At 32.3% G+C, this 22,451-nt stretch carries 23 protein-coding genes and 2 tRNA genes; 20 read left to right on the top strand and 5 right to left on the bottom strand.

The annotated features are described in order from the left end of the window. Positions 1-75: 75 nt before the first annotated feature. The 7 genes from mscL (at position 76) to AC23L6_RS08690 (ending at position 6,129) form a co-directional block, all read left to right on the top strand. Positions 76-453 carry a large conductance mechanosensitive channel protein MscL gene (mscL, locus tag AC23L6_RS08720; RefSeq protein WP_487561779.1) on the top strand — a complete coding sequence of 126 codons (378 nt, stop codon included), beginning with the start codon at positions 76-78 and terminating at the stop codon, positions 451-453. 163 nt (positions 454-616) lie between these two features. Beyond that, positions 617-1,606 (top strand): aspartate-semialdehyde dehydrogenase, encoded by a 990-nt coding sequence (locus AC23L6_RS08715; RefSeq protein WP_487561778.1) that lies wholly within the window; start codon positions 617-619, stop codon positions 1,604-1,606. Positions 1,607-1,763: 157 nt separating this feature from the next. Continuing rightward, positions 1,764-2,117, top strand: a complete 354-nt coding sequence (locus AC23L6_RS08710) for a hypothetical protein (RefSeq protein ID WP_487561777.1) — start codon at positions 1,764-1,766, stop codon at positions 2,115-2,117. An 83-nt stretch (positions 2,118-2,200) separates the two neighbouring features. Then, positions 2,201-4,408, top strand: coding sequence for a TonB-dependent receptor (locus AC23L6_RS08705; protein WP_487561776.1), 2,208 nt, complete (start codon positions 2,201-2,203; stop codon positions 4,406-4,408). Between the two features lie 91 nt (positions 4,409-4,499). Continuing rightward, positions 4,500-4,874, top strand: a complete 375-nt coding sequence (locus tag AC23L6_RS08700; RefSeq protein WP_487561775.1) for a DoxX family membrane protein — start codon at positions 4,500-4,502, stop codon at positions 4,872-4,874. Between the two features lie 121 nt (positions 4,875-4,995). Then, positions 4,996-5,922, top strand: a complete 927-nt coding sequence (locus AC23L6_RS08695) for a DUF58 domain-containing protein (RefSeq protein ID WP_487561774.1) — start codon at positions 4,996-4,998, stop codon at positions 5,920-5,922. Positions 5,923-6,055: 133 nt separating this feature from the next. After that, positions 6,056-6,129, top strand: a tRNA-Asp gene (locus tag AC23L6_RS08690). 174 nt (positions 6,130-6,303) lie between these two features. Here AC23L6_RS08690 and AC23L6_RS08685 read toward each other — a convergent pair. Continuing rightward, a complete protein-coding gene (locus AC23L6_RS08685; protein WP_487561773.1) occupies positions 6,304-6,804 on the bottom strand; it encodes a DUF456 domain-containing protein in 501 nt (166 codons plus the stop codon). A 78-nt stretch (positions 6,805-6,882) separates the two neighbouring features. On the opposite strand from AC23L6_RS08685, the gene AC23L6_RS08680 reads away from it, so the two are divergent. Then, a complete protein-coding gene (locus AC23L6_RS08680; RefSeq protein WP_487561772.1) occupies positions 6,883-7,362 on the top strand; it encodes a hypothetical protein in 480 nt (159 codons plus the stop codon). A 134-nt stretch (positions 7,363-7,496) separates the two neighbouring features. On the opposite strand, the gene AC23L6_RS08675 is transcribed toward AC23L6_RS08680, so the two are convergent. Further along, complete coding sequence (locus AC23L6_RS08675; protein WP_487561771.1) at positions 7,497-8,615, bottom strand: glycosyltransferase family 2 protein; 1,119 nt, start codon at positions 8,613-8,615, stop codon at positions 7,497-7,499. After that, a complete protein-coding gene (locus AC23L6_RS08670) occupies positions 8,612-9,556 on the bottom strand; it encodes a hypothetical protein (protein WP_487561770.1) in 945 nt (314 codons plus the stop codon). The genes AC23L6_RS08675 and AC23L6_RS08670 overlap by 4 nt, the downstream gene beginning before the upstream one ends. Positions 9,557-9,611: 55 nt before the next feature. On the opposite strand from AC23L6_RS08670, the gene ruvC reads away from it, so the two are divergent. The 3 genes from ruvC to AC23L6_RS08655 all read left to right on the top strand — a co-directional run bounded on the left by ruvC (position 9,612) and on the right by AC23L6_RS08655 (position 11,860). Continuing rightward, positions 9,612-10,166 (top strand): crossover junction endodeoxyribonuclease RuvC, encoded by a 555-nt coding sequence (gene ruvC / locus AC23L6_RS08665; protein WP_487561865.1) that lies wholly within the window; start codon positions 9,612-9,614, stop codon positions 10,164-10,166. A gap of 62 nt (positions 10,167-10,228) precedes the next feature. Further along, positions 10,229-11,356 carry a radical SAM family heme chaperone HemW gene (hemW, locus tag AC23L6_RS08660; protein WP_487561769.1) on the top strand — a complete coding sequence of 376 codons (1,128 nt, stop codon included), beginning with the start codon at positions 10,229-10,231 and terminating at the stop codon, positions 11,354-11,356. A gap of 132 nt (positions 11,357-11,488) precedes the next feature. Then, positions 11,489-11,860, top strand: coding sequence for an MmcQ/YjbR family DNA-binding protein (locus AC23L6_RS08655; RefSeq protein WP_487561768.1), 372 nt, complete (start codon positions 11,489-11,491; stop codon positions 11,858-11,860). Between the two features lie 123 nt (positions 11,861-11,983). On the opposite strand, the gene AC23L6_RS08650 is transcribed toward AC23L6_RS08655, so the two are convergent. After that, on the bottom strand, positions 11,984-13,084 hold the full coding sequence (locus tag AC23L6_RS08650; protein WP_487561767.1) for a DUF4407 domain-containing protein: 1,101 nt from the start codon (positions 13,082-13,084) through the stop codon (positions 11,984-11,986). Positions 13,085-13,435: 351 nt separating this feature from the next. Between AC23L6_RS08650 and AC23L6_RS08645 the strand changes: the two genes are divergently transcribed. The 3 genes from AC23L6_RS08645 to AC23L6_RS08635 all read left to right on the top strand — a co-directional run bounded on the left by AC23L6_RS08645 (position 13,436) and on the right by AC23L6_RS08635 (position 17,133). Beyond that, the gene (locus AC23L6_RS08645; protein ID WP_487561766.1) at positions 13,436-14,674 is read left to right on the top strand and encodes a glycosyltransferase; all 1,239 of its coding nucleotides are present in this window, start codon (positions 13,436-13,438) and stop codon (positions 14,672-14,674) included. A 151-nt stretch (positions 14,675-14,825) separates the two neighbouring features. Further along, complete coding sequence (locus AC23L6_RS08640) at positions 14,826-15,644, top strand: hypothetical protein (protein ID WP_487561765.1); 819 nt, start codon at positions 14,826-14,828, stop codon at positions 15,642-15,644. A 154-nt stretch (positions 15,645-15,798) separates the two neighbouring features. Beyond that, positions 15,799-17,133 carry a T9SS type A sorting domain-containing protein gene (locus tag AC23L6_RS08635; RefSeq protein WP_487561764.1) on the top strand — a complete coding sequence of 445 codons (1,335 nt, stop codon included), beginning with the start codon at positions 15,799-15,801 and terminating at the stop codon, positions 17,131-17,133. Between the two features lie 29 nt (positions 17,134-17,162). Here the strand turns inward: AC23L6_RS08635 and AC23L6_RS08630 are convergent, their stop codons facing one another. After that, positions 17,163-18,548: a dipeptidase gene (locus AC23L6_RS08630; RefSeq protein WP_487561763.1), complete on the bottom strand. Its 1,386-nt coding sequence runs from the start codon at positions 18,546-18,548 to the stop codon at positions 17,163-17,165. A 108-nt stretch (positions 18,549-18,656) separates the two neighbouring features. On the opposite strand from AC23L6_RS08630, the gene AC23L6_RS08625 reads away from it, so the two are divergent. The 6 genes from AC23L6_RS08625 to AC23L6_RS08600 all read left to right on the top strand — a co-directional run bounded on the left by AC23L6_RS08625 (position 18,657) and on the right by AC23L6_RS08600 (position 22,204). Then, positions 18,657-18,738, top strand: a tRNA-Leu gene (locus tag AC23L6_RS08625). 143 nt (positions 18,739-18,881) lie between these two features. Further along, the gene (locus AC23L6_RS08620; RefSeq protein ID WP_487561762.1) at positions 18,882-19,787 is read left to right on the top strand and encodes a hypothetical protein; all 906 of its coding nucleotides are present in this window, start codon (positions 18,882-18,884) and stop codon (positions 19,785-19,787) included. Between the two features lie 96 nt (positions 19,788-19,883). After that, positions 19,884-20,171, top strand: coding sequence for a helix-turn-helix transcriptional regulator (locus AC23L6_RS08615; protein ID WP_487561761.1), 288 nt, complete (start codon positions 19,884-19,886; stop codon positions 20,169-20,171). A gap of 12 nt (positions 20,172-20,183) precedes the next feature. Further along, on the top strand, positions 20,184-20,501 hold the full coding sequence (locus AC23L6_RS08610) for a hypothetical protein (RefSeq protein WP_487561760.1): 318 nt from the start codon (positions 20,184-20,186) through the stop codon (positions 20,499-20,501). Continuing rightward, positions 20,498-21,703 (top strand): primase-helicase family protein, encoded by a 1,206-nt coding sequence (locus AC23L6_RS08605; protein WP_487561759.1) that lies wholly within the window; start codon positions 20,498-20,500, stop codon positions 21,701-21,703. Before AC23L6_RS08610 ends, AC23L6_RS08605 begins: the two co-directional genes overlap by 4 nt. A 174-nt stretch (positions 21,704-21,877) precedes the next feature. Continuing rightward, entirely contained in the window at positions 21,878-22,204 is a 327-nt protein-coding gene (locus tag AC23L6_RS08600) for a hypothetical protein (RefSeq protein ID WP_487561758.1), read from the top strand. The last annotated feature ends 247 nt before the right edge of the window (positions 22,205-22,451 follow it).

Below are 22,451 nucleotides of genomic sequence, written 5' to 3'. Positions count from 1 at the left end.
CACGATTGTTGATGTGTTAAAAATTTAATTAAATTCGTTGTATAAAATTAATTTCTAACTAAAACAAATTAAATTATGGGAATGATTTCAGAATTTAAAGAATTTATTGCTAAAGGAAACGCAATGGACTTAGCAGTAGGAGTAATTATAGGAGGCGCATTTGGGGCTATTGTAAACTCATTAGTTGCTGATGTAATTACACCAGCATTATTAAATCCTGCATTAAAAGCAGCGCAAGTTGAAGATTTAGCGGGTCTAAAGACCGATGGCGGAATTTTGTACGGAAAATTTTTAGCAGCTGTAATAAGTTTTCTTGTTATTGCGTTTGTGATTTTCATTTTTGTCAAAGCAATTAACAGCATGAAGAAAAAGCAAGAAGCTGCTCCCGCTGCGCCTGCAGGGCCAACTCAAGAAGAATTATTGACTCAAATTAGAGATTTATTGAAAAAATAATTTCCGCTACATTATATGTTCAATTTAAACCACGTCAAAAGCGTGGTTTTTCTTTTTTGTTATAAATACAACATTTTGTTATTTTTTGTGAACCCGATTGTTTTTATTCGAATAGTGCTTACTTTTGCATCTCAAAATAAATACTAAAAGTAAAATAGATACTATGAGAATTGCAGTTGTAGGTGCAACCGGAATGGTTGGTGAAGTAATGCTTCAAGTTTTAGCAGAAAGAAATTTTCCAGTAACTGAATTGATTCCTGTTGCTTCAGAAAAATCAGTTGGGAAAGAAATTGAATTTAAAGGAACAAAATATAAAGTTGTAGGGATGCAAACTGCAGTTGATATGAAAGCAGATATTGCTTTATTTTCAGCAGGTGGTCAAACTTCTTTAGACTGGGCTCCAAAATTTGCAGCCGCTGGTACAACCGTTATTGATAATTCGTCTGCTTGGAGAATGGATGCTACAAAAAAATTGGTTGTTCCTGAAATCAATGCTTCTCAATTGACAAAAGAAGATAAAATTATTGCAAATCCAAATTGCTCAACTATTCAAATGGTTTTAGCATTGGCTCCATTGCATAGAAAATATAATATCAAACGTATAATTGTTTCCACCTACCAATCTATCACAGGAACTGGTGTTAAAGCGGTGAAGCAATTAGAAAATGAATATGCTGGTATTCAGGGCGAAATGGCGTACAAATATCCTATCCATAGAAATGCAATTCCTCAATGTGATAGCTTTGAAGAAAACGGATATACTAAAGAAGAAATGAAGTTAGTTCGTGAAACTCAGAAAATTTTAAGCGATAAAACTATTGCTGTAACAGCTACTGCAGTTCGTGTACCTGTTGTTGGAGGTCATAGTGAGGCTGTAAATGTTGAGTTTTCTAATGATTTTGACGTAAACGAAGTTCGTGAAATTTTACATCATACAGATGGTGTTGTGGTTCAAGATAATTTAGATGCTTTTACCTATCCAATGCCTCTTTATGCTCAAGGCAAAAACGAAGTTTTTGTTGGAAGAATTCGTCGTGACGAAAGCCAACCTAAAACATTAAACATGTGGATTGTTGCAGACAACTTAAGAAAAGGAGCGGCTACGAATACTATTCAAATTGCAGAGTATTTGGTTGCGAATCAATTGGTTTAATATTTTTTCAAACCATTAAGATAATTAAGCTTTCTTAGGTGTGTCTTATTTTTCTTAAAAATCTTAATGGTTTCAATACATTTCCATTTAAGTTTTCAAATCTTAAAGATTGTTAATTTAAATGGTTTTTAATTTTTGCTTAGTTACTTTTGCTGTGATGAATAAGAAGAACTGCATAGTAAGTCTGATTTTTGGAGTAATTGTATTGTTATCACAACTTTTACAGTCTTTCCATTCGGGTTCACATTTAGCAAGTCTCTTTTCTGAAAAAGAATGTCATCATAAATACGCTGAAAATAAGACAGAAATTGGTCACGCTCATCATGATTTTGATCATTGTTTTACTTGCGAATTTACTTTCAGTGCGTCATTAAAATCTGAATTTTTTTCTTGGAATTTTAAGAAAACTGAAATTCCAGTTTCATATTCTTTTTTCTACTCCAAAGAAATTACACAATCGTTTCGAGGCAGTCTATTTGCTCTTCGAGCACCCCCAAGTTTTATTGTTTAAACTGAATTTATTTCAGTTTTCCCTGAAATTTTTCAGACCAAATATTTTTGGTCAACTCTGTTTTAACAATAAATACTATTCAAATGAAATCATTTCTACTTTCCCTATTTCTAGGGTTTTCTATATTTGTCAATGCACAAAACAAAATTATTGGTACTATAACTAACGCTCAAAACAAACCTCTCTCTGGTGTGAATATTATTATTTCTGAGATTCACAAAGAAACTATTTCAGACGAAAAAGGAGGGTATCAATTAGATAACTTGCCTATTGGGAGTTATAAAATAGTCTTTTCTTTTATGGGCTATGCAAAACAAACTAGAACCTTTCAAATAACTCAACAAGAAACTACGATTGACATTGTTTTAGAAGAAGCTGTGCATCAAATGGATGAAGTTATCGTTTCTACAGCTTTTAATAAGGTTCAATCTCAAAACGTAATGAAGGTAGAACATCAATCGATGAAATCACTTTCTCAAAAAGGAACTTCAACCCTAATTGAAGGATTGGCAACAATACCTGGAGTTTCACAAGTTTCTACAGGAACTTCCATTGGAAAACCAGTGATTAGAGGTTTGAGTGGCAACCGAGTTTTGGTATATTCACAAGGAGTTCGATTGGAAAATCAACAATTTGGAGAAGAGCACGGCTTAGGCTTAAATGATGCTGGGATTGAAAGCGTGGAAGTCATCAAAGGACCAGCATCTTTATTATATGGTTCTGATGCTATTGGCGGTGTTTTGTATTTTAATCCCGAAAAATTTGCTGCTGCAAATACATTTGAAGGAAATTTTAGTCAAAAATATTTTTCAAATACTAATGGAAGTAACTCGTCAATGGGTATAAAAACGTCTTCGGATAAATTTAAATTCCTTGCTCGTGGAAGTTATAATTCGCATGCCGATTACAAAATTGCTAATGGAAATCGAGTAACAAACACACGTTATAATGAAACCGATTTTAAAACAGCATTTGGGTATTCAAACTCTAAATTTAATTCTACTTTACGCTATAATTTCAACAAACTAGATTTAGGAATTCCAGAAAATGGAATAGCTGAACAATCGGCAACACACAAAACTACATTTCCAAAACAAGAGGTTTATGCTAATATTTTGAGTTTTAATAATACTGTTTTTTTCAACAATTCTAAATTAGATGCGGACTTAGGATATATTGCTAATGACAGAAGTGAATTTGAAGACAGTAATGTTGCCAATTTGCAAATGAAACTCAAAACGTACAATTATAATGTAAAATATTATTTGCCAAAACTTGGAAAAGTAGAATCTATAATAGGAACACAAGGAATGCATCAAACCAATGCAAATTTTGGGGAAGACTATTTAATTCCAGATGCTACAACGAATGATTTAGGACTTTTTGGAACGGTAAATTATGAATGGAATACCAATGTTATTCAAGCAGGAGCGCGTTTTGATAATAGAACTGTAACTTCTGTAGAACATGGAATTCAGGGAGACGAAGGGTATTTTCAAGCAATTGATAAAAAGTTTCAAAGTTTTAATTCGTCCTTAGGATTTAAAACTAATTTGGACAAAAAAACAACGTTGCGATTGAATTTTGCTTCGGGATTTAGAGCTCCAAATTTAGCCGAGCTAACCTCAAACGGTGTTCATGAAGGAAGCAATCGGTATGAAATAGGGAATACCAATTTAAGAAACGAGCAAAATTTTCAAACAGACTTGAATTTAGAATATCGAAATTCACATCTTGAATTATTTGTCAATGGATTTTACAATCACATTAATAATTATATTTTCATTTCTCCAAACGGAACTACAATTGATGATTTTAATGTATATGATTACACTCAAGCGAATGCAAATTTATATGGTGGTGAGGCTGGAGTTCATTTTCATCCGCATCCATTAGATTGGCTTCATTTTACAAGTAGTTTTGAAAGTGTAACCGGGAAGAAACAAAACGGGGATAATTTGCCGTTAATTCCAGCAAATAAGTTGAATAACTCTATTAAAACCGAATTTAAACCAAGTAAATATATTAAAGATGGTTTTGCAATTTTAAATATTGAACATACTTTGAATCAAAACAATCCAAGTCAATTTGAGACGAAATCAAATGATTATACGTTGTTAAATTTAGGTTTTGGAGGAAAAATAACACTTGGAAAAACTGCTTTTGATATTAATTTAAATGCCAATAATGTATTAAACAAAACCTATATTTCACATTTATCTAGATTGAAAACTGATGGAATTCCTAATATGGGCAGGAATATTGTTTTAGCTGTGAATTTTGTCATTTAAACATTGTTAAAAATTTATCTAATTCGTATAGAATTATTTAGTAATTTAGAATTGTTTTTAAAAATCAACTAACCAACTAAATTTATCTTTTATGAATTCTCAATTTTCATTACTTGTCAGAGTTACATTAGGAATTATGCTTGTTGTATTTGGTAGCAATAAGTTTTTGCATTTCATTCCATTACCTCCTCCAACTGGAGCTGCAGCAGATTTTATGAATTCTCTGGGTGCTACTGGATACATTTTTCCTATAGTTGGAATTCTTGAGGTCGGTATAGGAATATTACTATTATTAAAGAAATGGATAGCATTTGCATTAATTGTACTTGTGCCCATCTCAATTAATATTTTATTGTTTCATTTGTTTTTAGATATTCCTGGGGTAAGTGCGGCGCTATTAGTCGCAGTTTTGAATGGAATTTTGATTTACAAGCATTGGAAGCAATATACACCTTTGTTTATGTAATAGTTGTAATAAAATATGCTCAAAGGTCTGTCGAAAGTCAGACCTTTTTATTTGGTGTAAATCACAATAAACTATCAATCTTTAGTATATTTACACTGCCGTAAAAGAAAAATATGTTGAAATGAACATCGAATCTCAAATAGAAAAAATTTCCAGTTTTCAGCATTTAGAACTGCTGGCCAATCAGGTGGTTGAGGGTTTCATTTCGGGCATGCATAAGAGTCCGTTTCATGGTTTTTCTGCTGAGTTTGCCGAGCATAAAGTTTACAACTCTGGGGAGAGTACCAAGCATATGGACTGGAAATTATTTGCCAAGACCGATAGGTTGTACACCAAACGCTATGAAGAAGAAACCAATTTGCGATGTCATTTGATTATCGATAATTCATCGTCTATGCATTACCCAAAGTTAAAGTCGGGTCAGTCTTTTTACGAAAGTAAAATAGGATTTTCAGTCCTAGCATCGGCAGTTTTAATGAATTTATTAAAAAAACAGCGCGATGCAGTTGGGCTTAGTATTTATTCGGATAGTTACGAATATTATGCTCCCGAAAAAGGAAGCGACCGACATCATAGGATGTTGTTGAACCAATTGGAAAATCTGTTAGAAAATCCGAAGACAACAAAAAGTACAGATACCATTACTTTTTTACATCAAATTGCTGAAAAAATGCACAGGCGATCCATGATTGTACTTTTTACTGATATGTTTCAAACCGCAGATGAAAAAGCACTCTTTAATGCATTACAACATTTAAAACACAATAAACATAAGGTAGTTTTATTCCATGTTATAGATTCGGAGACAGAATTGAGTTTTAATTTTGACAATACTCCAAGAAAATTTATTGATATGGAATCGGGAGATGAGATAAATATATTTGCTGATACGATTAAAGAAGCATACGAAAAGCAAGCCGAGTCCTATTTTACTAGAATAGCACAAACGTGTACGCAAAATAAAATCAAATACGTTCCAGTTAGTGTAGGGGCTAATTTTGAGAAGATACTTACCACATACTTGGTTGAAAAACAAACTTTTGGTTAGTACAAGAGGAATTAAAAAAATATTTTTCAAACAAACGTTTGCAGATGTCAAAATCTGTAGTATATTTGCAACCGCAATCGCAAGATCGCCGAGCACATATGAAAGTAGATGTTAGGCGAGGCAATTAAGCAGAGGTTTGGTAGTTCAGTTGGTTAGAATACATGCCTGTCACGCATGGGGTCGCGGGTTCGAGTCCCGTCCAGACCGCTAAATTGGGAAAGGTTTTCAGAAATGAAAACCTTTTTTGCCCAAAAAAAGCATTTAAAATAGTTGTGTTGTTTTCGCTACGGCTTTGTAACCCGTAGCAGGTTTAGTAGTTAGACCAATGAAAAGCTTTCCCTTAACTGGGTAAGCTTTTTTGATTTTTAGTCATTTTGTTTTTTAAAACAACTGCGCTTTGTACTTCCAAACAGTCCACACAAACACTCCCAAATACATTATACAAACGACAAATTTTATAAAGCTAGAAGCCAATAATCCTATAAAAGAACCTGTTGCTGCTCTTAATGCTTTTTGGTGATTTTTAGAATCAAATAGTAATTCCCCTATCAAAGCACCTAAAAAAGGACCTATAACAAACCCAAAGGGAATAGGAGTAAAAATCCCTATAACCAAGCCTATATTGGTACCCCAAACTCCATAATTGCTACCTCCAAATTTTTTAGTGCCCTTAGCTGGTATCGTATAATCAAGAATAGAAATGAAAAGTGTGATGAATAAAGTAGTCCCTAAAATCCAATAATTTACAGGAACAGCATTTGTTAGGTACAAAAGTAAAACACCAAACCAACTCATGCTGGGGCCTGGAAGAATGGGTAGGAAACTACCTAAAACCCCTACAATCATACAAATAAAGCCAAATGTCAAAAGCAATACATCCATAACTAATTTTTTAGTATTTTTGAAAATTAAATTTGTATTTTTAGAAAAATTTAAAGAGCCTTTGTTTCGTCAACGAATATGAGAAAAATAATTCTAATAGTCTTATTAGCACCACTACTTTTTAATTCTTGCCAGTACTTCGAGAAACAAGTGCCTTCTAAAGAGGAATTGTTGCAAAAAGAGTTAAAGGCTATTAACTGGAAAGAAGTTGACGAATTTCCGTCTTTTACAAATTGTGATTCCGTACAAGACAAAACCCAAAAGAAGCAATGCTTTTTTGATTATTTAACCCAACTCATTCAAGAACGATTAAGTGTAGATACCTTATCGGTTTTGTATCCCCAGTTGGATACTATTGATGTGAAAGTCACCGTTTTCCCTAATGCAACCATGCAATTTGAGCCACAATTAAACGATACACTTTCCTATGACAAACCAAAGATTGACAGCATTCTCCATGCTCGTTTGGTAGGTTTTCCTAAAGTGAATCCTGCTATCAAACGAGGAATTCCTGTTAAGACTCAATTTGTACTTCCCGTAATTTTGAAAGTCGAATAGTTTATAGAAAGTTTTTTTCGGAGCTATTTCCAGCTATACGTTACAATCTTTGCTTTTTTGTCATTGCGAGTTTGCGAAGCAATCAAAAAAAGCAAAGGATTTCCACTGCTATCTGGGCTAGGGCTTTCGGCAATTTAAAACCGTCTCCCTTTCCATTCGTATTTCCCAAAAAAGGAAAACAACGCAACACTCACACAAAAAAACGGATACAGTAAACTGCTTAAAATCAAAAAGTGCATTCTTTTTTTACTAAAAAAGGAGTTGGTTTTTTGAAGAAGCATAAAATCAAATACAAATTTCACTAAAAATAATAAGGCAAAATGATTAGTCGAAATTTTCTCCACTACTAGCAATACAAGACCTATAATCATTGCCAGATTACCACCAAAAACAATAATCGCTAAATCTTTTCCAAAAACACTTTGATACGAACTCGTTTTTGATGCCCAACGCATTCTTTGTTGAAATAAAGACTTCCAATTATCTAAAGGTTTTGTATGAACGATATTTGATTTTGATTTCAAATAATGAACTTTTTCTGGAAAACGTTCCATGGCTTTTTGAACTAAAAAAACATCGTCACCGCTAGCCATTGTATTGTTTCCAATAAATCCATTCAATTGTTGGAACATTGATTTGGTATAACAAAAATTAGCGCCATTGCACATAAAACCAAGTCCTAAGCCAAAACTTCCGATAGTAGTTCCCTGTAAACTCAGTAAATCCAATTGCTGAAAATGATGTAAAAAAGATTTTTTACAATCATAGGAAACTGAACCTACAATCATAGAAACATCATGACTTTGGATGTAATTATCCAAAGTTAACAACCAATGTTCAGGAACTACACAATCAGCATCTGTAGTGATAATCCATTCGTTTTTGATAATAGGAATGGCTCTTGTAATGGCATCTTTTTTTGGGGAATTTGAGAGTCGCACATTTTCTAAAAGTGTGGTGTGGAACTCCCCATTTTGCATTCTCCAGTTATAAATTTGCTTCACCGAATCATCCTCAGAAAAATCATCCACTAGAATGATTTCAAATAAGGTTTTTGGATAATCCAGATTTTTAATGCTTTCTAAAAGCTGAGGTAAGTTCTTGCTTTCATTTCGGAATGGAACAACAATTGCAAAATAGGTCTTAGGTTTTATATCATTATTTTTATAGGTTTTTATTTGGTCAAAACCATAAATTAAATGCCCAATGGTAAGCGCATAAATAAGAAGAATCAATCCTAAAATTAGTGTCATGTTGTTTTTTGTATTTTAAAATTCAATACATAATAACTTCCAATACCAACAGGTAAAACTACGTTCAAAAACCACATTAAGGTTGAAATAAAAACCACAATCCATTCATTGACTCCTAATAATCCAAAGAAGTAAACTGCTACACTTCCTTTGACTGCAAAATCTAAAAATTGAAACGTAGGTAAAGACGACGCTAAAAAATAAATACTCGTTATGGCAGACATTAAAATGAGATACGGTAAATGGACATCGAAAGCTAAAAATAGAAAATAATACTGATGTGAAAAAACAAGATAACGACTCAATCCTAAAAGAATGTTTTTTTGATGAATAGGTTTCGGTATTTCGTTGATTTTATGAATCAATTTTTCGACAGAATAGCCTTTGATTGTAATCTTCTTTAATGAAAAAACAATAAGAAAAAGCAGCAAAAGCAGGCCAAAAAGAATCGCTACTGTTCTAGTTGTAATAATATTAAAATTAGCATTAAAATAGAGCAAACCAAAAATTCCGAAAATCACTGTAATGATCATTTGAATTCCATTGCAAATTAAATTGAGAAACACAATTTTTTTAGTCATTGATTTTTCAAAAAACAATGCTTTACCTGCATATTCACCCAAACCATTTGGTGTAAAGATTCCAGTAGTCAATGCGCCTAACACTTGGGAAGTAGCTTCTGATAAAGAGATTTTGCGTAAATAAGCAACCAAATTTTGCCATTTCAAAATTTCAAAAAAACGATTGGCAATACTAAAAGATACAATAAATAGAATACCCTCAACCGACTTGTTTTTTTGAAACAAAACGATGAACTTTTCCCAATTCAGTTGGTCGTTGTTGGCTAATTGGTTGTATATAAAATAAAATGCGCCAGTTACAATCAAAACTTTGATGGTAAAAACAAGGAATTGTTTAGCTTTGTGAGGAATTGAAATCATTGTTGCAAAGAAACAAAACTTTGAACTTGAAACGCTAAACTTGAAACAAAATCCTTTGGCACACGAACGCATCATATTAGGAATTGACCCAGGAACCACCATCATGGGATTTGGTTTGATTAAAGTAGTTGGAAAAAACATGCATTTCATTCAGCTTAACGAATTGCAATTGTCTAAATATGACAATCATTATCAAAAGTTGAGAATTATTTTTGAACGAACAATCGAACTAATCGACACCCACAATCCCGATGAAATCGCCATTGAAGCTCCTTTTTTTGGTAAAAACGTACAATCGATGTTGAAATTAGGAAGAGCTCAAGGCGTGGCAATGGCGGCAGGTTTATCGCGACAAATTCCCATTACCGAATACGAACCCAAGAAAATAAAAATGGCGATTACCGGAAATGGAAATGCCAGTAAGGAGCAAGTCGCTAAAATGCTTCAACAATTATTAGGATTAAAAGAATTACCTAAAAATTTGGATAGTACTGATGGTTTAGCCGCGGCAGTTTGTCATTTTTTCAACTCAGGAAAAACCGTTGGAGAAAAAAGTTATTCGGGTTGGGATGCTTTTGTAAAACAGAATGAAGAACGAATTAAAAAGTGATCAGTTTTCGGTTTTCAGTTTTCAAAACTGACCACTGACCGCTGATTACTGACCACTAAGATATGTCAGGAATCTACATCCACATCCCTTTTTGCAAACAAGCCTGTCATTACTGCGATTTTCATTTTTCTACTTCGATGAAAAAGAAAGACGAGATGGTTTTGGCATTGGCTAAGGAAATTAAAATGCGAAAAAGTGAGTTTGAAAATGAAGCTATAGAAACGATTTATTTTGGAGGTGGGACGCCAAGTGTATTGCAGATTGCAGATATACGATTTTTGATTGCAGAAATATATTCGAATTACAAAGTAGTTGAAAACCCTGAAATTACACTCGAAGCTAATCCTGATGATTTGTCCGAAGAACGAATTATCGAATTATCAGAAAGTCAAATCAACAGATTAAGTATTGGAATTCAGTCTTTTTTTGAAGATGATTTACAAATGATGAATCGCGCTCATAACTCGGATGAAGCCAAGAAATGCTTGGAAATAGCAACACATTATTTCGATAACATTTCTATTGATTTAATCTACGGAATTCCAAATATGACTAATGAAAAATGGAAACAAAACATAGCGACTGCTTTAAGTTTTGGGATTCCACATATTTCGAGTTATGCCTTGACAGTAGAACCTAAAACAACTTTAAACAAACTCATACAAACTGGGAAAGTGGCAAAACCTAAGGATGAAGTAGCACAAGAACATTTTCTGATTTTGGTTGAGATGCTAGAATCTCAAGGATTTATCCATTATGAATTATCCAATTTTGGCAAAGAAAATTATTTTTCCAAAAACAATTCCGCTTATTGGCTAGGGAAAAAGTACATAGGAATTGGACCCTCAGCTCATAGTTATGATGGAATTTCAAGAAGCTGGAATGTTGCCAATAATTTAGTATACCTCAAATCAATTCAAGAAAATAAATTGCCTAACGAAACAGAAATATTATCTTTAACAGACCGTTACAACGAATACATTATGACGGGATTGCGAACCATTTGGGGTGTTTCATTATTGCGAATTGAGAATGAATTTGGTACAATTTATTTAGAATATTTAATTAAACAATCCCAAAAATATTTGAAAGACGATTTGTTGTTTTTAGAAAAGGATATTTTGAAACCAACCAGTAAAGGAAAATTTTTAACTGACGGAATTGCTTCAGACTTATTCATGCTGAACTAGTTTCAGCATCTTTTCACATCTAATTTTCAATACAAAATCCGTTTCATCAGTGACCCATTTTTTGGAATTGGTTTTATTAAATACATTTGCAAGTGCATCCGTTGATGAGATGCTGAACTAAATACAGCATAAATGAATATCCAACAACTATATGAATTTTGTTTGTCTAAGAAAGGAGTTTCAGAGCATTTTCCATTTGATGAAGATACTTTAGTGTTTAAAGTTGGTGGAAAAATGTTTGCTCTAACTTCACTCAGACAATGGGAAAACAATACTCCGTCAATAAACCTTAAGTGTAGTCCTGATAAAGCCATTGAACTTCGTGCTGAATATGAAGCGATACGACCAGGATTTCATATGAGTAAAGTGCACTGGAATTCTGTAGATTTTAACAAAGATGTTTCAGATAAAATGATTTGTGAATTAATACATCATTCGTACGATTTGGTTTTCGAGAGTTTGACTAAGAAAATTCAGAATGAAATCACACAACTTGCAGAATAAAATAAAAACCATTAAGAGGTTAAGGTATATTAAGTAGCTAAGTCTTAACTTTCTTAATGCCTTAATTGTTCAAAGTAATTTTAATAAAGTTAAATCAAATTAAAGTGATTACAGTTAAAGGTTCTACAGTGTTTTTTTCTGTTTTTCTAGAAAGCCATTTGCTTGTAATTCTAATAATTCGGTAGCTTTTCGTCGTTGCAAATCGTATAGTTTTTTGTCTTGGGCAATATCGTCATAGACTTTATCGTGCATCGCAGCGCTTGTTTTTACCAATAATTCACGCTGGTATTTGTTTTGAGATAAAGTTGTTTTTAGTGCCGTTTCGATATCTTCTAATTTAAAATCATATTCTCCCTTTTGAGAAAGTAATTTGGCGATAATTGGCGAAGTTTCAATGGCTAAAAATAGTAACATGATAAATAAAGAAGGCAAAAGAGGCAAGGCATTCAAAGCATTTATTCTAGCCATTAATCCATCAAATCCATCGATAATAGGTTGGGTTTCGGTGATTTTTTTATCCAAATCGGTTTGAAGTGTTTTGGATTTACTATCGTTAAGTGCAATTTTCGCCAGATTGTTTTTTCTCAACGAATCAAGTTCTGCCGAAGCCAAATTGTGTTTGGCAATTTTTTCTTTAAAGACAGGACCTTTGCCTAATTTCATAGTGCCTTTAGTTCCTTCGGCCTCGGCAATATAGGTTTCGTATAAAGAATTTACTTCGGCTTCTTTCTTTGTGATTTCAGCTTTTAAAAGGTCGTTTTCGGCTTTGTTTTTGTCCAAATCAGATTTGAAATAGGTTGCTATTTCTTTTTTATTATTCAACGTCATTGCGTTTTTTTCTTTCAATAAAACGGTATTGATTTCTTTTTCAAAAATTTTGATTTCCAATGGTTTTGAAATCACTATAGCAATGATTATTGCTAATATAATCCTTGGCGATGCTTGTAAAAATTCACTACTAAAGGTATCTCGTTTTCTAATAGTGGAAACGATAAATCGATCAAGGTTAAAGATTAATAAACCCCAAATAATACCAAATCCCATGGCGATAAATGGATTGTCAAAAACAGTATAAAGAGCATAACTACTCGCTATCAAAGCCATAATTGCGGTAAAGAATACGGTCGCGCCAATACCAACATATTTGGTTTTTTCGCCTTCAGAACAACTTGTGAGTAGATTTCTATCTGCTCCAGAACAGAGAATAAAAAAGGATTGTAACATGATGATTGATTTTGATCCGCCAAGGCAGACAGGTTGATGATTAATTAGTGCAATTTTAACGCCAAAAGTTACCAAATGGTATAAATTGTTGATTGGTTTTGATTTAACCAATTCTAATTTTGTTGCAATAATGCTATTTTGGGGTTTACTGAAAATTGTGTGACAATTGAAAACTTTAATTTTATAATCATTTTTAACCATTAAGGCATTAAGAAAATTAAGCGTTTTATTGACTTAATGAACCTTAATATCTTAATGGTAAAATTTATTTCACACAAAATCCAGAAGAGCCCTATTTTTTGAGTTTAAAATACTGTTATTTTGCATCTGTTTCAAATAGTCAATACAGCAATGCAACAAGAAGTTTTAATTATAGGATTTGTATGGCCAGAGCCTAACTCGTCGGGTGCAGGAACAAGAATGATGCAATTGATAGAGGTGTTTCAAGAACAAAATTGGAAGATAACTTTTGCCTGCGCAGCGGCGGATAGCGAATACATGTTTGATGTTACTAGCATAGGTATTGAAAAAGTGACTATCGCTATAAATGATTCTAGTTTTGATTCTTTTGTTAAAAAATTAAATCCAAGTATTGTACTCTTTGACCGCTTTGTTGTTGAAGAACAATTCGGATGGCGTGTTGCTGAAAATTGCCCTAATGCCTTACGTGTGCTGGATACCATAGATTTGCATTGTTTGCGATTGGCACGCCAAAAAGCATTTAAAGACAACATAGAAATTTACCAAGCCGATTTGTTTTCAGATACGGCAAAGAGAGAAATTGCTAGTATTTTACGCTGTGATATTTCGCTTCTTATCTCAGAAATTGAAATGGATTTGTTGCAACACCATTTTAAAATTGATAAAAGTCTATTGTATTATTTGCCTTTTTTAGTGAAACCTATTGATGAAGCAACAGTTCAAAGTTGGCCCACATTTGAAGAGAGAAACCATTTTATTTTTATTGGTAATTTTCTTCATGAACCCAACTGGAATGCCGTTCAGTTTCTAAAAGAATCTATTTGGCCATTAATTAAGAAAAAACTTCCTGAAGCTTCTATGCAAATTTATGGAGCTTATCCATCACAAAAAGTGTTGCAATTGCACAAACCAAGTGAAGGTTTTCTCGTTTTAGGGCGAGCTGAAAATGCCGAAACTGTAGTACAAAAAGCGAGAGTGGTTCTCGCTCCTCTTCGTTTTGGAGCGGGCGCCAAAGGCAAACTGATTGAAGCTATGCAATGCGGAACGCCTAGTGTTACAACAACCGTTGGTGCCGAATCTATGAATGGTGATCTATCTTGGAACGGATTCATTGCTGATGAGGTTCAAGAAATCGCTAATGCTGCCATACAGTTGTATCAAGATAAAACCATTTGGCAACAAGCCCAAAAAAACGGAATTGAAATCGTCAATATAAGGTATGCCAAATCCTCATTCACAGCTCCTTTTGTAAAGCATATTACAGCCATTCAGGAGACACTACAAAAACATCGATTAAATAATTTTATGGGAGCCATTTTATTGCATCATACCATGGCAAGTACCAAATACATGTCTCGCTGGATTGAAGCTAAAAACGGTTTAAAATAATTGTTTTGACTTTCTACATTAAAAATATGCTACTGAAAATCAATTAGATAAAAATATTTTGTACATTTAGCATTCCCCAATTGTTATTTCATCCCCAAATTTCAAATTAAGTATTTATTCAACAACCTTAATACTAACCAATTTTGAAATTATGAAAACAATTAAACAAACATTTTTAGCAACTCTTCTCGGGATTTTGCTAATGAGTAATTCAAGTAGTGCTCAGGAAGACAAACAGTATCTTATTACTGCAACTACGCTGCATTGGAACATGAACAATGAAAATTTTTTTATGGATGAATGGAAAGCAGTAGAAAAAGAATATTTAGACAAGGTGGTAAAGAAGAATCCGTTAATCATTGGGCAAGAATTTTTGATGCACTATTTCACAGCAGATAACACCGAATTAATTCTAGTAACTACCTATGAATCATGGGATGCAATTGAAAAAGCGGGAGCTAAGGAAGATGAATTAGTAAAAGCGGCATGGCCAGATGAAAAAGCAAGAAATGCTTTTTTCGAAAAGAAAGCGAACTATTATGCGCACAATCATTCCGACGAAATTTACAGCACTTTTCCCGGAGCTAAAATGCCTAAAGCAAATTTTGATAAACCCGTTTTGTATTACATAAGAGAAAGCACTTTTGCCTATCCAAAAGACGGAAATAAGAAAGAGTTTACCGATTTAAGAAATCAATACTTAAACGCTGTCATTTTAAAAAATGATTATATCAAAGCCTATTACCCCAATGTACACGCTTGGGGAGCAGACAATACCAAATTTACTGAGGTTTTTGTGGTAGAATCTTTAGGAGATATCGAAAAAGCCTTAGACAAAAACGGCGAATTATTTAAAGCTACTTGGAACACTGATGAAAAAGCAAAAGAATTCAATAAAAAAGCTGAAAAATATTTTACTGGAGCTCATGGAGATTACATCTATCGTTTGGTTCCTGAATTGTCAAAATAAACATTACTTCAAAAGCTAAATAAAAGCGCCAGCGTAATAGTTGGCGTTTTTGGTTTTATTTATTTTCATAAAAGATATTTTAAATACTGATTTTTCACCTTTAATCATAGAAATCAAAAATTAAATACTAATTTTATATCATAACTATTTGTGTATGAAACATTTTTACCTTTTGTTTTGCTTCATCTTTGTTTGTACGGCAAACGGACAAATAATCAATTTTCCTGATCCTAATTTTAAAGCAAAATTGTTACAACCCAATGTTGCATACGACGAAAATTGGACGTTAAAAACTATTGATGAAAATAATAATGGTGAAATTGAAGTTAGTGAAACGCAAAACATATACTTTTTAGACGTTTCCAATAGCAATATTTCAGATTTAACAGGTATATCCTATTTCAAGGGGCTAAAATCTTTAAATTGTAGTAGAAATTTGTTGACCAGTCTAATTATTGATACTACAATAATTCTATACAGTTTAGAAGCTAATCATAATTTTTTATCATCATCTACTATAAGTTTTACAATGAATACTATTGTATACGGTTCTTTTGATTTGAGTTATAATAATTTAACATCGTTTTCTGCTGATGGCATTTACTATTCAGACATATTTAATTTAAGTCATAATCAACTTACTGATTTATCTTTCAATAATTGTCAATTTTATTATTTTTATATCGATAACAATAATTTAACCTCAGTTCAATTTACGGGAAATACTACTATTTATTCGAGCTCAAATTTTAGTAATAATCAATTCTCTTTGTTAGACTTTAAAGGTGTTCGTTTTGATAGTGAGAGCACCTTGTATTTGGGAAATAATACTATTGATAATGTACTTTTTGATGATGGTTATCCCAAACCGCAATGGCCATTCAAATATCAGCCTGGAAATATTGTTTACAGTTCTAACAATACTTTTTTTGATTTAGGAAATTTTAATAGAATTACAGATTGTGATCCAGAGAACACAGGACATCTCACTATAGAAAACTGTCCAAATTTAAATTATTTTATTTTAAAAAACGGGTTCAATCATACTGCCATTACTTGCAATGAAGGAGGTGATATTTTTCAAAATCCTGCATTAGGTTTATGGATTGATAATTGTCCCAGTTTATCTTTTATCTGTGTTGATGAATTGGAAAAACCTTATATCGAATCAACAATTAGTCGATGGGGTTTGCAAAGTCAGGTGGTAGTTAATTCCAATTGTAGTTCTACAGTTTTAGACACAGAAACATTTGCAAATGAAGAGCAATTTACAATTTCTCCTGTTCCAGCTCATACTGTTTTACAAATAGCAACAAACAATACTTTAGTGATTAACGGTATTGAAATTTATAACAATTTAGGTCAAATTGTACAAAATGAAAATAGTAATAATAGAAATATTGATGTTTCAAAATTGTCAATAGGGAGCTATTTCTTGAAGATAAAAACTAAAGATAGCATTTTTATAAAACGATTTTTAAAACAGTAATTCTATAAATGTTCTTTATTATTTAAATATCAACTCATCTCCACAAAATATTTATAAAACAACGGAATGGTTTCTATCCCTTTCAAGTAATTAAAAATCCCAAAATGCTCATTTGGGGAATGAATCGCATCACTATCGAGACCAAATCCCATTAAAATGGTTTTGCTTTTCAATTCTTTTTCAAACAAGGCTACAATAGGAATACTTCCTCCAGAACGAACGGGAATCGCAGGAACTCCAAAGGTTTCGGTATAGGCTTTGTTAGCTGCTTTGTAACCAATACTGTTTGTTGGGGTAACATAGCCTTGACCGCCATGATGTGGTTTTACTTTTACAGTAACTCCAGCTGGAGCAATACTAATGAAATGTTGGGTAAACAATTCGGTGATTTCCTCCCAATCTTGATGTGGTACCAAACGCATCGAAATTTTGGCAAATGCCTTACTAGCAATAACTGTTTTAGCACCTTCGCCAGTGTAACCGCCCCAAATTCCGTTGACATCCAGCGTAGGACGAATGGAGTTTCTTTCATTGGTAACATAGCCGCTTTCGCCATAAACAGCGTTGAGGTCTAAGGCTTTTTTATAGTCGTCTAAATTAAAGGGTGCTTTGGCCATTTCAGCTCGCTCTTCTAATGAAAGTTCTTCCACCTTGTCGTAAAAACCAGGAATAGTGATGTGATTGTTTTCATCATGAAGTGAAGCAATCATTTTGGCTAAAATATTGATGGGATTAGCTACGGCTCCACCATACAAACCAGAATGTAAATCGCGGTTAGGCCCAGTAACTTCTACTTCTACATAACTCAAGCCACGTAAACCCGTGGTGATGGATGGTTGCTGATTTGAAATCATTCCAGTATCAGAAATCAAAATAACATCACATCGTAGTTTTTCTTGATTGCGTTCTACAAACCAACTTAAACTTTTGGAACCCACTTCTTCTTCACCTTCAATCATGAATTTCACATTACAAGGCAAAGTATTCGATTGCACCATGTATTCCAATGCTTTTACATGCATGTACATTTGTCCCTTGTCATCACAGGAGCCTCGGGCAAAAATTGCGCCCTCAGGATGAATGTCGGTTGTTTTGATTACAGGTTCAAACGGGGGAGAAGTCCATAACTCGATGGGATCTGGTGGTTGCACATCGTAATGCCCATATACTAATACGGTTGGCAAGTTGGTATCAATGATTTTTTCTCCATACACAATCGGATAGCCAGGCGTATCACAAATTTCGACAACATCGCAGCCTGCTTTTTCTAAACTGGTTTTTACAGCTTCTGACATGTCTATAACATCTTGAGAATAAACAGGATCGGCACTTACAGAGGGAATTTTTAATAATTCGATTAATTCGTTAATGAATCGGTCTTTGTGTTCTTGAACATACGATTTGATGGTATCCATTGTTGTAAAGTGTTTTAGCAATTCAAAAGTACAAAAAAGACTAGTAGTAATTTTTGTGTTTTTTACTTTGAAAGTAAGAAGTTATGATTATATTTGCACTCACATTTCGCGGATATGGTGAAATTGGTAGACATGCCAGACTTAGGATCTGGTGCCGCAAGGCGTGTAGGTTCGAGTCCTATTATCCGCACTTTATAAATCTCTAATGCACTAATTACAAGTGTTTTAGAGATTTTTTATTTTTATATTCCCCGATAATTCCCCTAATTTTTATTTTTTCTGTTTGTTCATTTAATTTCATTAATTTCGATTAATTATCATAAAAACAATTAAATGGCAATTAAATTTTTTAATATTCTTGATATACAAACATTTTCAGATAAGTCTGAAAGTGAACAAAAAGCTATATTAATTGAAGCAGATATTTATAAAAAAGGCGAAAGCATTCCAATCGACTTTAGTTTGGAAGAGGGAGAAATTTGGAGGGGCAGTAATAGTTATCCAAAGTATCTGGGTCAAGATTTTGTATTTCAAGATATAAATTACAAATTAAATGATGATTTTTTAAATGAAGTTTTTCATGAATGTGTTAAATATTTTAAACTTAAAGAAGCTCCATTAATTGAAAATAATATCGAAACAATAAGACTTCAAACTGAATTTTTAGGTGATGGTTATATTTCGGAAATACTTCAAAAAGAGATAAAAAATTACAATAATTACCTTCAAAAAAAGCTCTTTAAGAAACTGCATAATTCAGATTTTGAAAATGAGCAACAACATTTTGATATACTCAAAAGTTTTCTAAGTATTAATTGGTATGATTTATCAGATTATTTATTTGGATTAAACAATATTCCAAATTATCACATTGTTTCAACTTACTACACTTATGTAAGAATGAAACGGACATTAATTTTTTTAAACTCAAAAAGGGTAATAGTGGAAGCTGTTGAAACAGACAATAAAAAAATAAGTAGACCAAAATTTATTGCAATGCTAAATGAGTTAGGTTTTTTCAAATGGGAATCGATTAAAGATTTAAACAATGACCATAAAGCACAAATTATTCTAGCTTTACTTGAACAAGATTATAATAACAAAAGTGCTATTCATAATGTTGTAAAGAATTTCCAAACACTAAATCCAAAAAGTGACTTAAACAACAAAAAATACACTGCATGGACTCACATGGGAGCGGTAAAAGAGATTTTCAATAAAATAACTAAAAAATTGTAATAATGTTTTATTTCAATTTGGTGGAATAACTAGTGGATTCCACCCCCTCCGACGTGAATTAATTTTGACTCATAATAATTTAAACAAATTAATATTATGAGAGAAACAATTCAAATCGAAAACATCAATTCAGAGGATTTCAAAAACGAAATCATTAATGGTGTAGTTGAGCAAATGAGAAATTTGACTCAAAATTCTACTGCAAAAACAGAAACCGACACGCTTCTCACACGGGAAGAAACTGCAAAATTACTTTCAATCTCTTTGGTTTCCCTTTGGAGTCTTACTAAGCAAAATGCTTTTCCTGTTTATCATATTGGTAAAAGTGTAAGGTATAAGAAAAGTGAGGTTCTTAGTGCATTGCAAAATAGATCTTCAATCTAAATTTATTTTGCAATGAACGATGAAAGTATAAACTATGATAAAGATGTCTTGTATCATCTTACTCAAATTACTCTTAATTGTGAATATTTACAATTGAACTACAACCGTGATCGAATAATCATTCGGTATGCACAAAACACCATTGAATCTATACAGTTAATTCAAAAATTATATCAATTCAGCAATAATTCAAAATTAATTGAAATAGGTAGAAACGTAAATAAATTATTTGAATCTGATGAGGATTTAAGTAAAGTATTAATCGTAATAGAAAACACAAAACGTATTACAAACCCTAGCAATGTAGCTTTTTTAAATTTCACACTATGAATGATATTGAACAATATATTAGAGTAGGAACTGACTACTACAGAATAGTTGAGATTCCATTGACCCACGACAAATTAAAAGTGTTAAAGAAATGGAATAAGCAGACGATAATTGACGATTATGGTAAATCTAAAATTGATGAGATTGCTAAATTTAAAGGCTTTTGTATAATTCCATCACACATTCAATTTGAGGGGGTAATTAATGGTTTTTACAATAAATATGAACCTTTATCGTATAAGCCAATCCAAAACGGAAAGTGGGAAAAAATAGAATTTTTCTTAAAACATATTTTTGGAGATCAATATCTATTGGGATTAGATTATCTAACGTTACTTTGGAGAAAACCAACACAAGTATTGCCGATTTTGTGTTTGGTAAGTACGGAGAGGAATACTGGAAAAACAACCTTTTTAAATCTGCTAAAATTAATTTTTGAGGGTAATATGACATTAAACACAAATGAGGATTTCAGAAGCAGATTTAATTCCGATTGGCTGGGTAAGCTACTAGTTGCCATCGACGAAGTTTTACTTGATAGAATAGAAGATAGTGAAAGAATTAAAAATTTGTCGACTGCTAGATATTATAAATCCGAGGCAAAGGGTAAGGACAGAGAAGAAGTAGAGTTTTTTGGTAAGTTTATTTTGTGTTCTAACAAAGAGGAAAACTTTGTTAAATTAGATAATAATGAAATTCGGTATTGGGTTCGCAAAATTCCTGTTTTGCAGAATGGTAGCAATACAAAGTTATTAGAGGATATGAAAAAGGAAATTCCAAGTTTTACTTATTTTCTTTCTAATCGAGAAATGGAAACTACCGAAAAAAGCAGGATGTGGTTTACGAAAGAGCAGATTCACACGGACGCTTTAAAAGTACTAATTCAAGGAAATAAAACAACATTAGAGAAAGAAATAGAAGAGTTAATTCTTGACGAATTAGCGTTTTTTGAAAAAGAGGAACTTTGTTACACAGCTCAAAACATAGTTGAAATGTTGAGTAAGAGAAACGTAAAAGTAAATAATAATTATGTTAAGACTATTCTCAATGATAAATTTAATCTAGTTTATGAAAAAAACAGTAGTTATCAATTGTATCGTTCGGATCATTCAAACCCTGAATTTTTGGATTTCACAAACCAAAAAGGTAGATTTTATAGATTTACAAAGGATGTTTTTGATGAAAAACCGTTGAAGCGTTGAAAAGTACTGTAAAAGCTTTGATAATTAATGGTTTTCGTTATCAAAACTTAATCAACTCGGTTTCAACACTTGAATTAACATAGGAGTTAATCCTTAAAAAATGTAACAGTTACAATAAATTTTCAAAAACAAAAAGTTTGTTCTTTTTCAATCTGGTGAAGAATGGTATTGCAAATGGGAAATTTTTTAGATCGTGTTGATTTGACTTTTGAAGGTAACAGAGCCATGATAAATTTAAACTTTGAATCAAACATTTTTAATGCACTAGGCACTAAAGACCTTCAAAATGAGCACAAAAAAAATAGATTGGTTTTGACATATTACAAATCACAAATTTATTTATATGAATTAAAGGGAAACGATACTTGGTCCATTGAAGAAAAAGACGAATTCTATCCCTGTTTATTTTTTCGTTTGAATGAAGTGTTTAAAATTATCAAACCATATATTGATTCAACAAAAAAAATAAACCTCAACAAATTCATTTTTTTGTCATTATAAATAAAAAAAGCGGTTATCCCACGAGGTACGCTTCCGTAATCCTAAAGACGAGGGGGAAAACCGCTTTGTTTTGTCAAATGTATAAAAAAATACAACAATTAAAAAAATGAAGACAATAAAATTGAATTTTTGTTTTAAAGCATGGATTAAAACTTATTTGCTTTCGGTAAAATGCAAAATAAAAAATAAATAAATTTCTTGTAATAAGCGTTTTATAGATTTTTAAAGAACGGATAATAGTACTACA

The organism is Flavobacterium sp. R1_16 (assembly GCF_057652095.1).
Note: the sequence above shows the minus strand (reverse complement) of the source record. Positions and strands in the feature narration are given on the sequence as shown.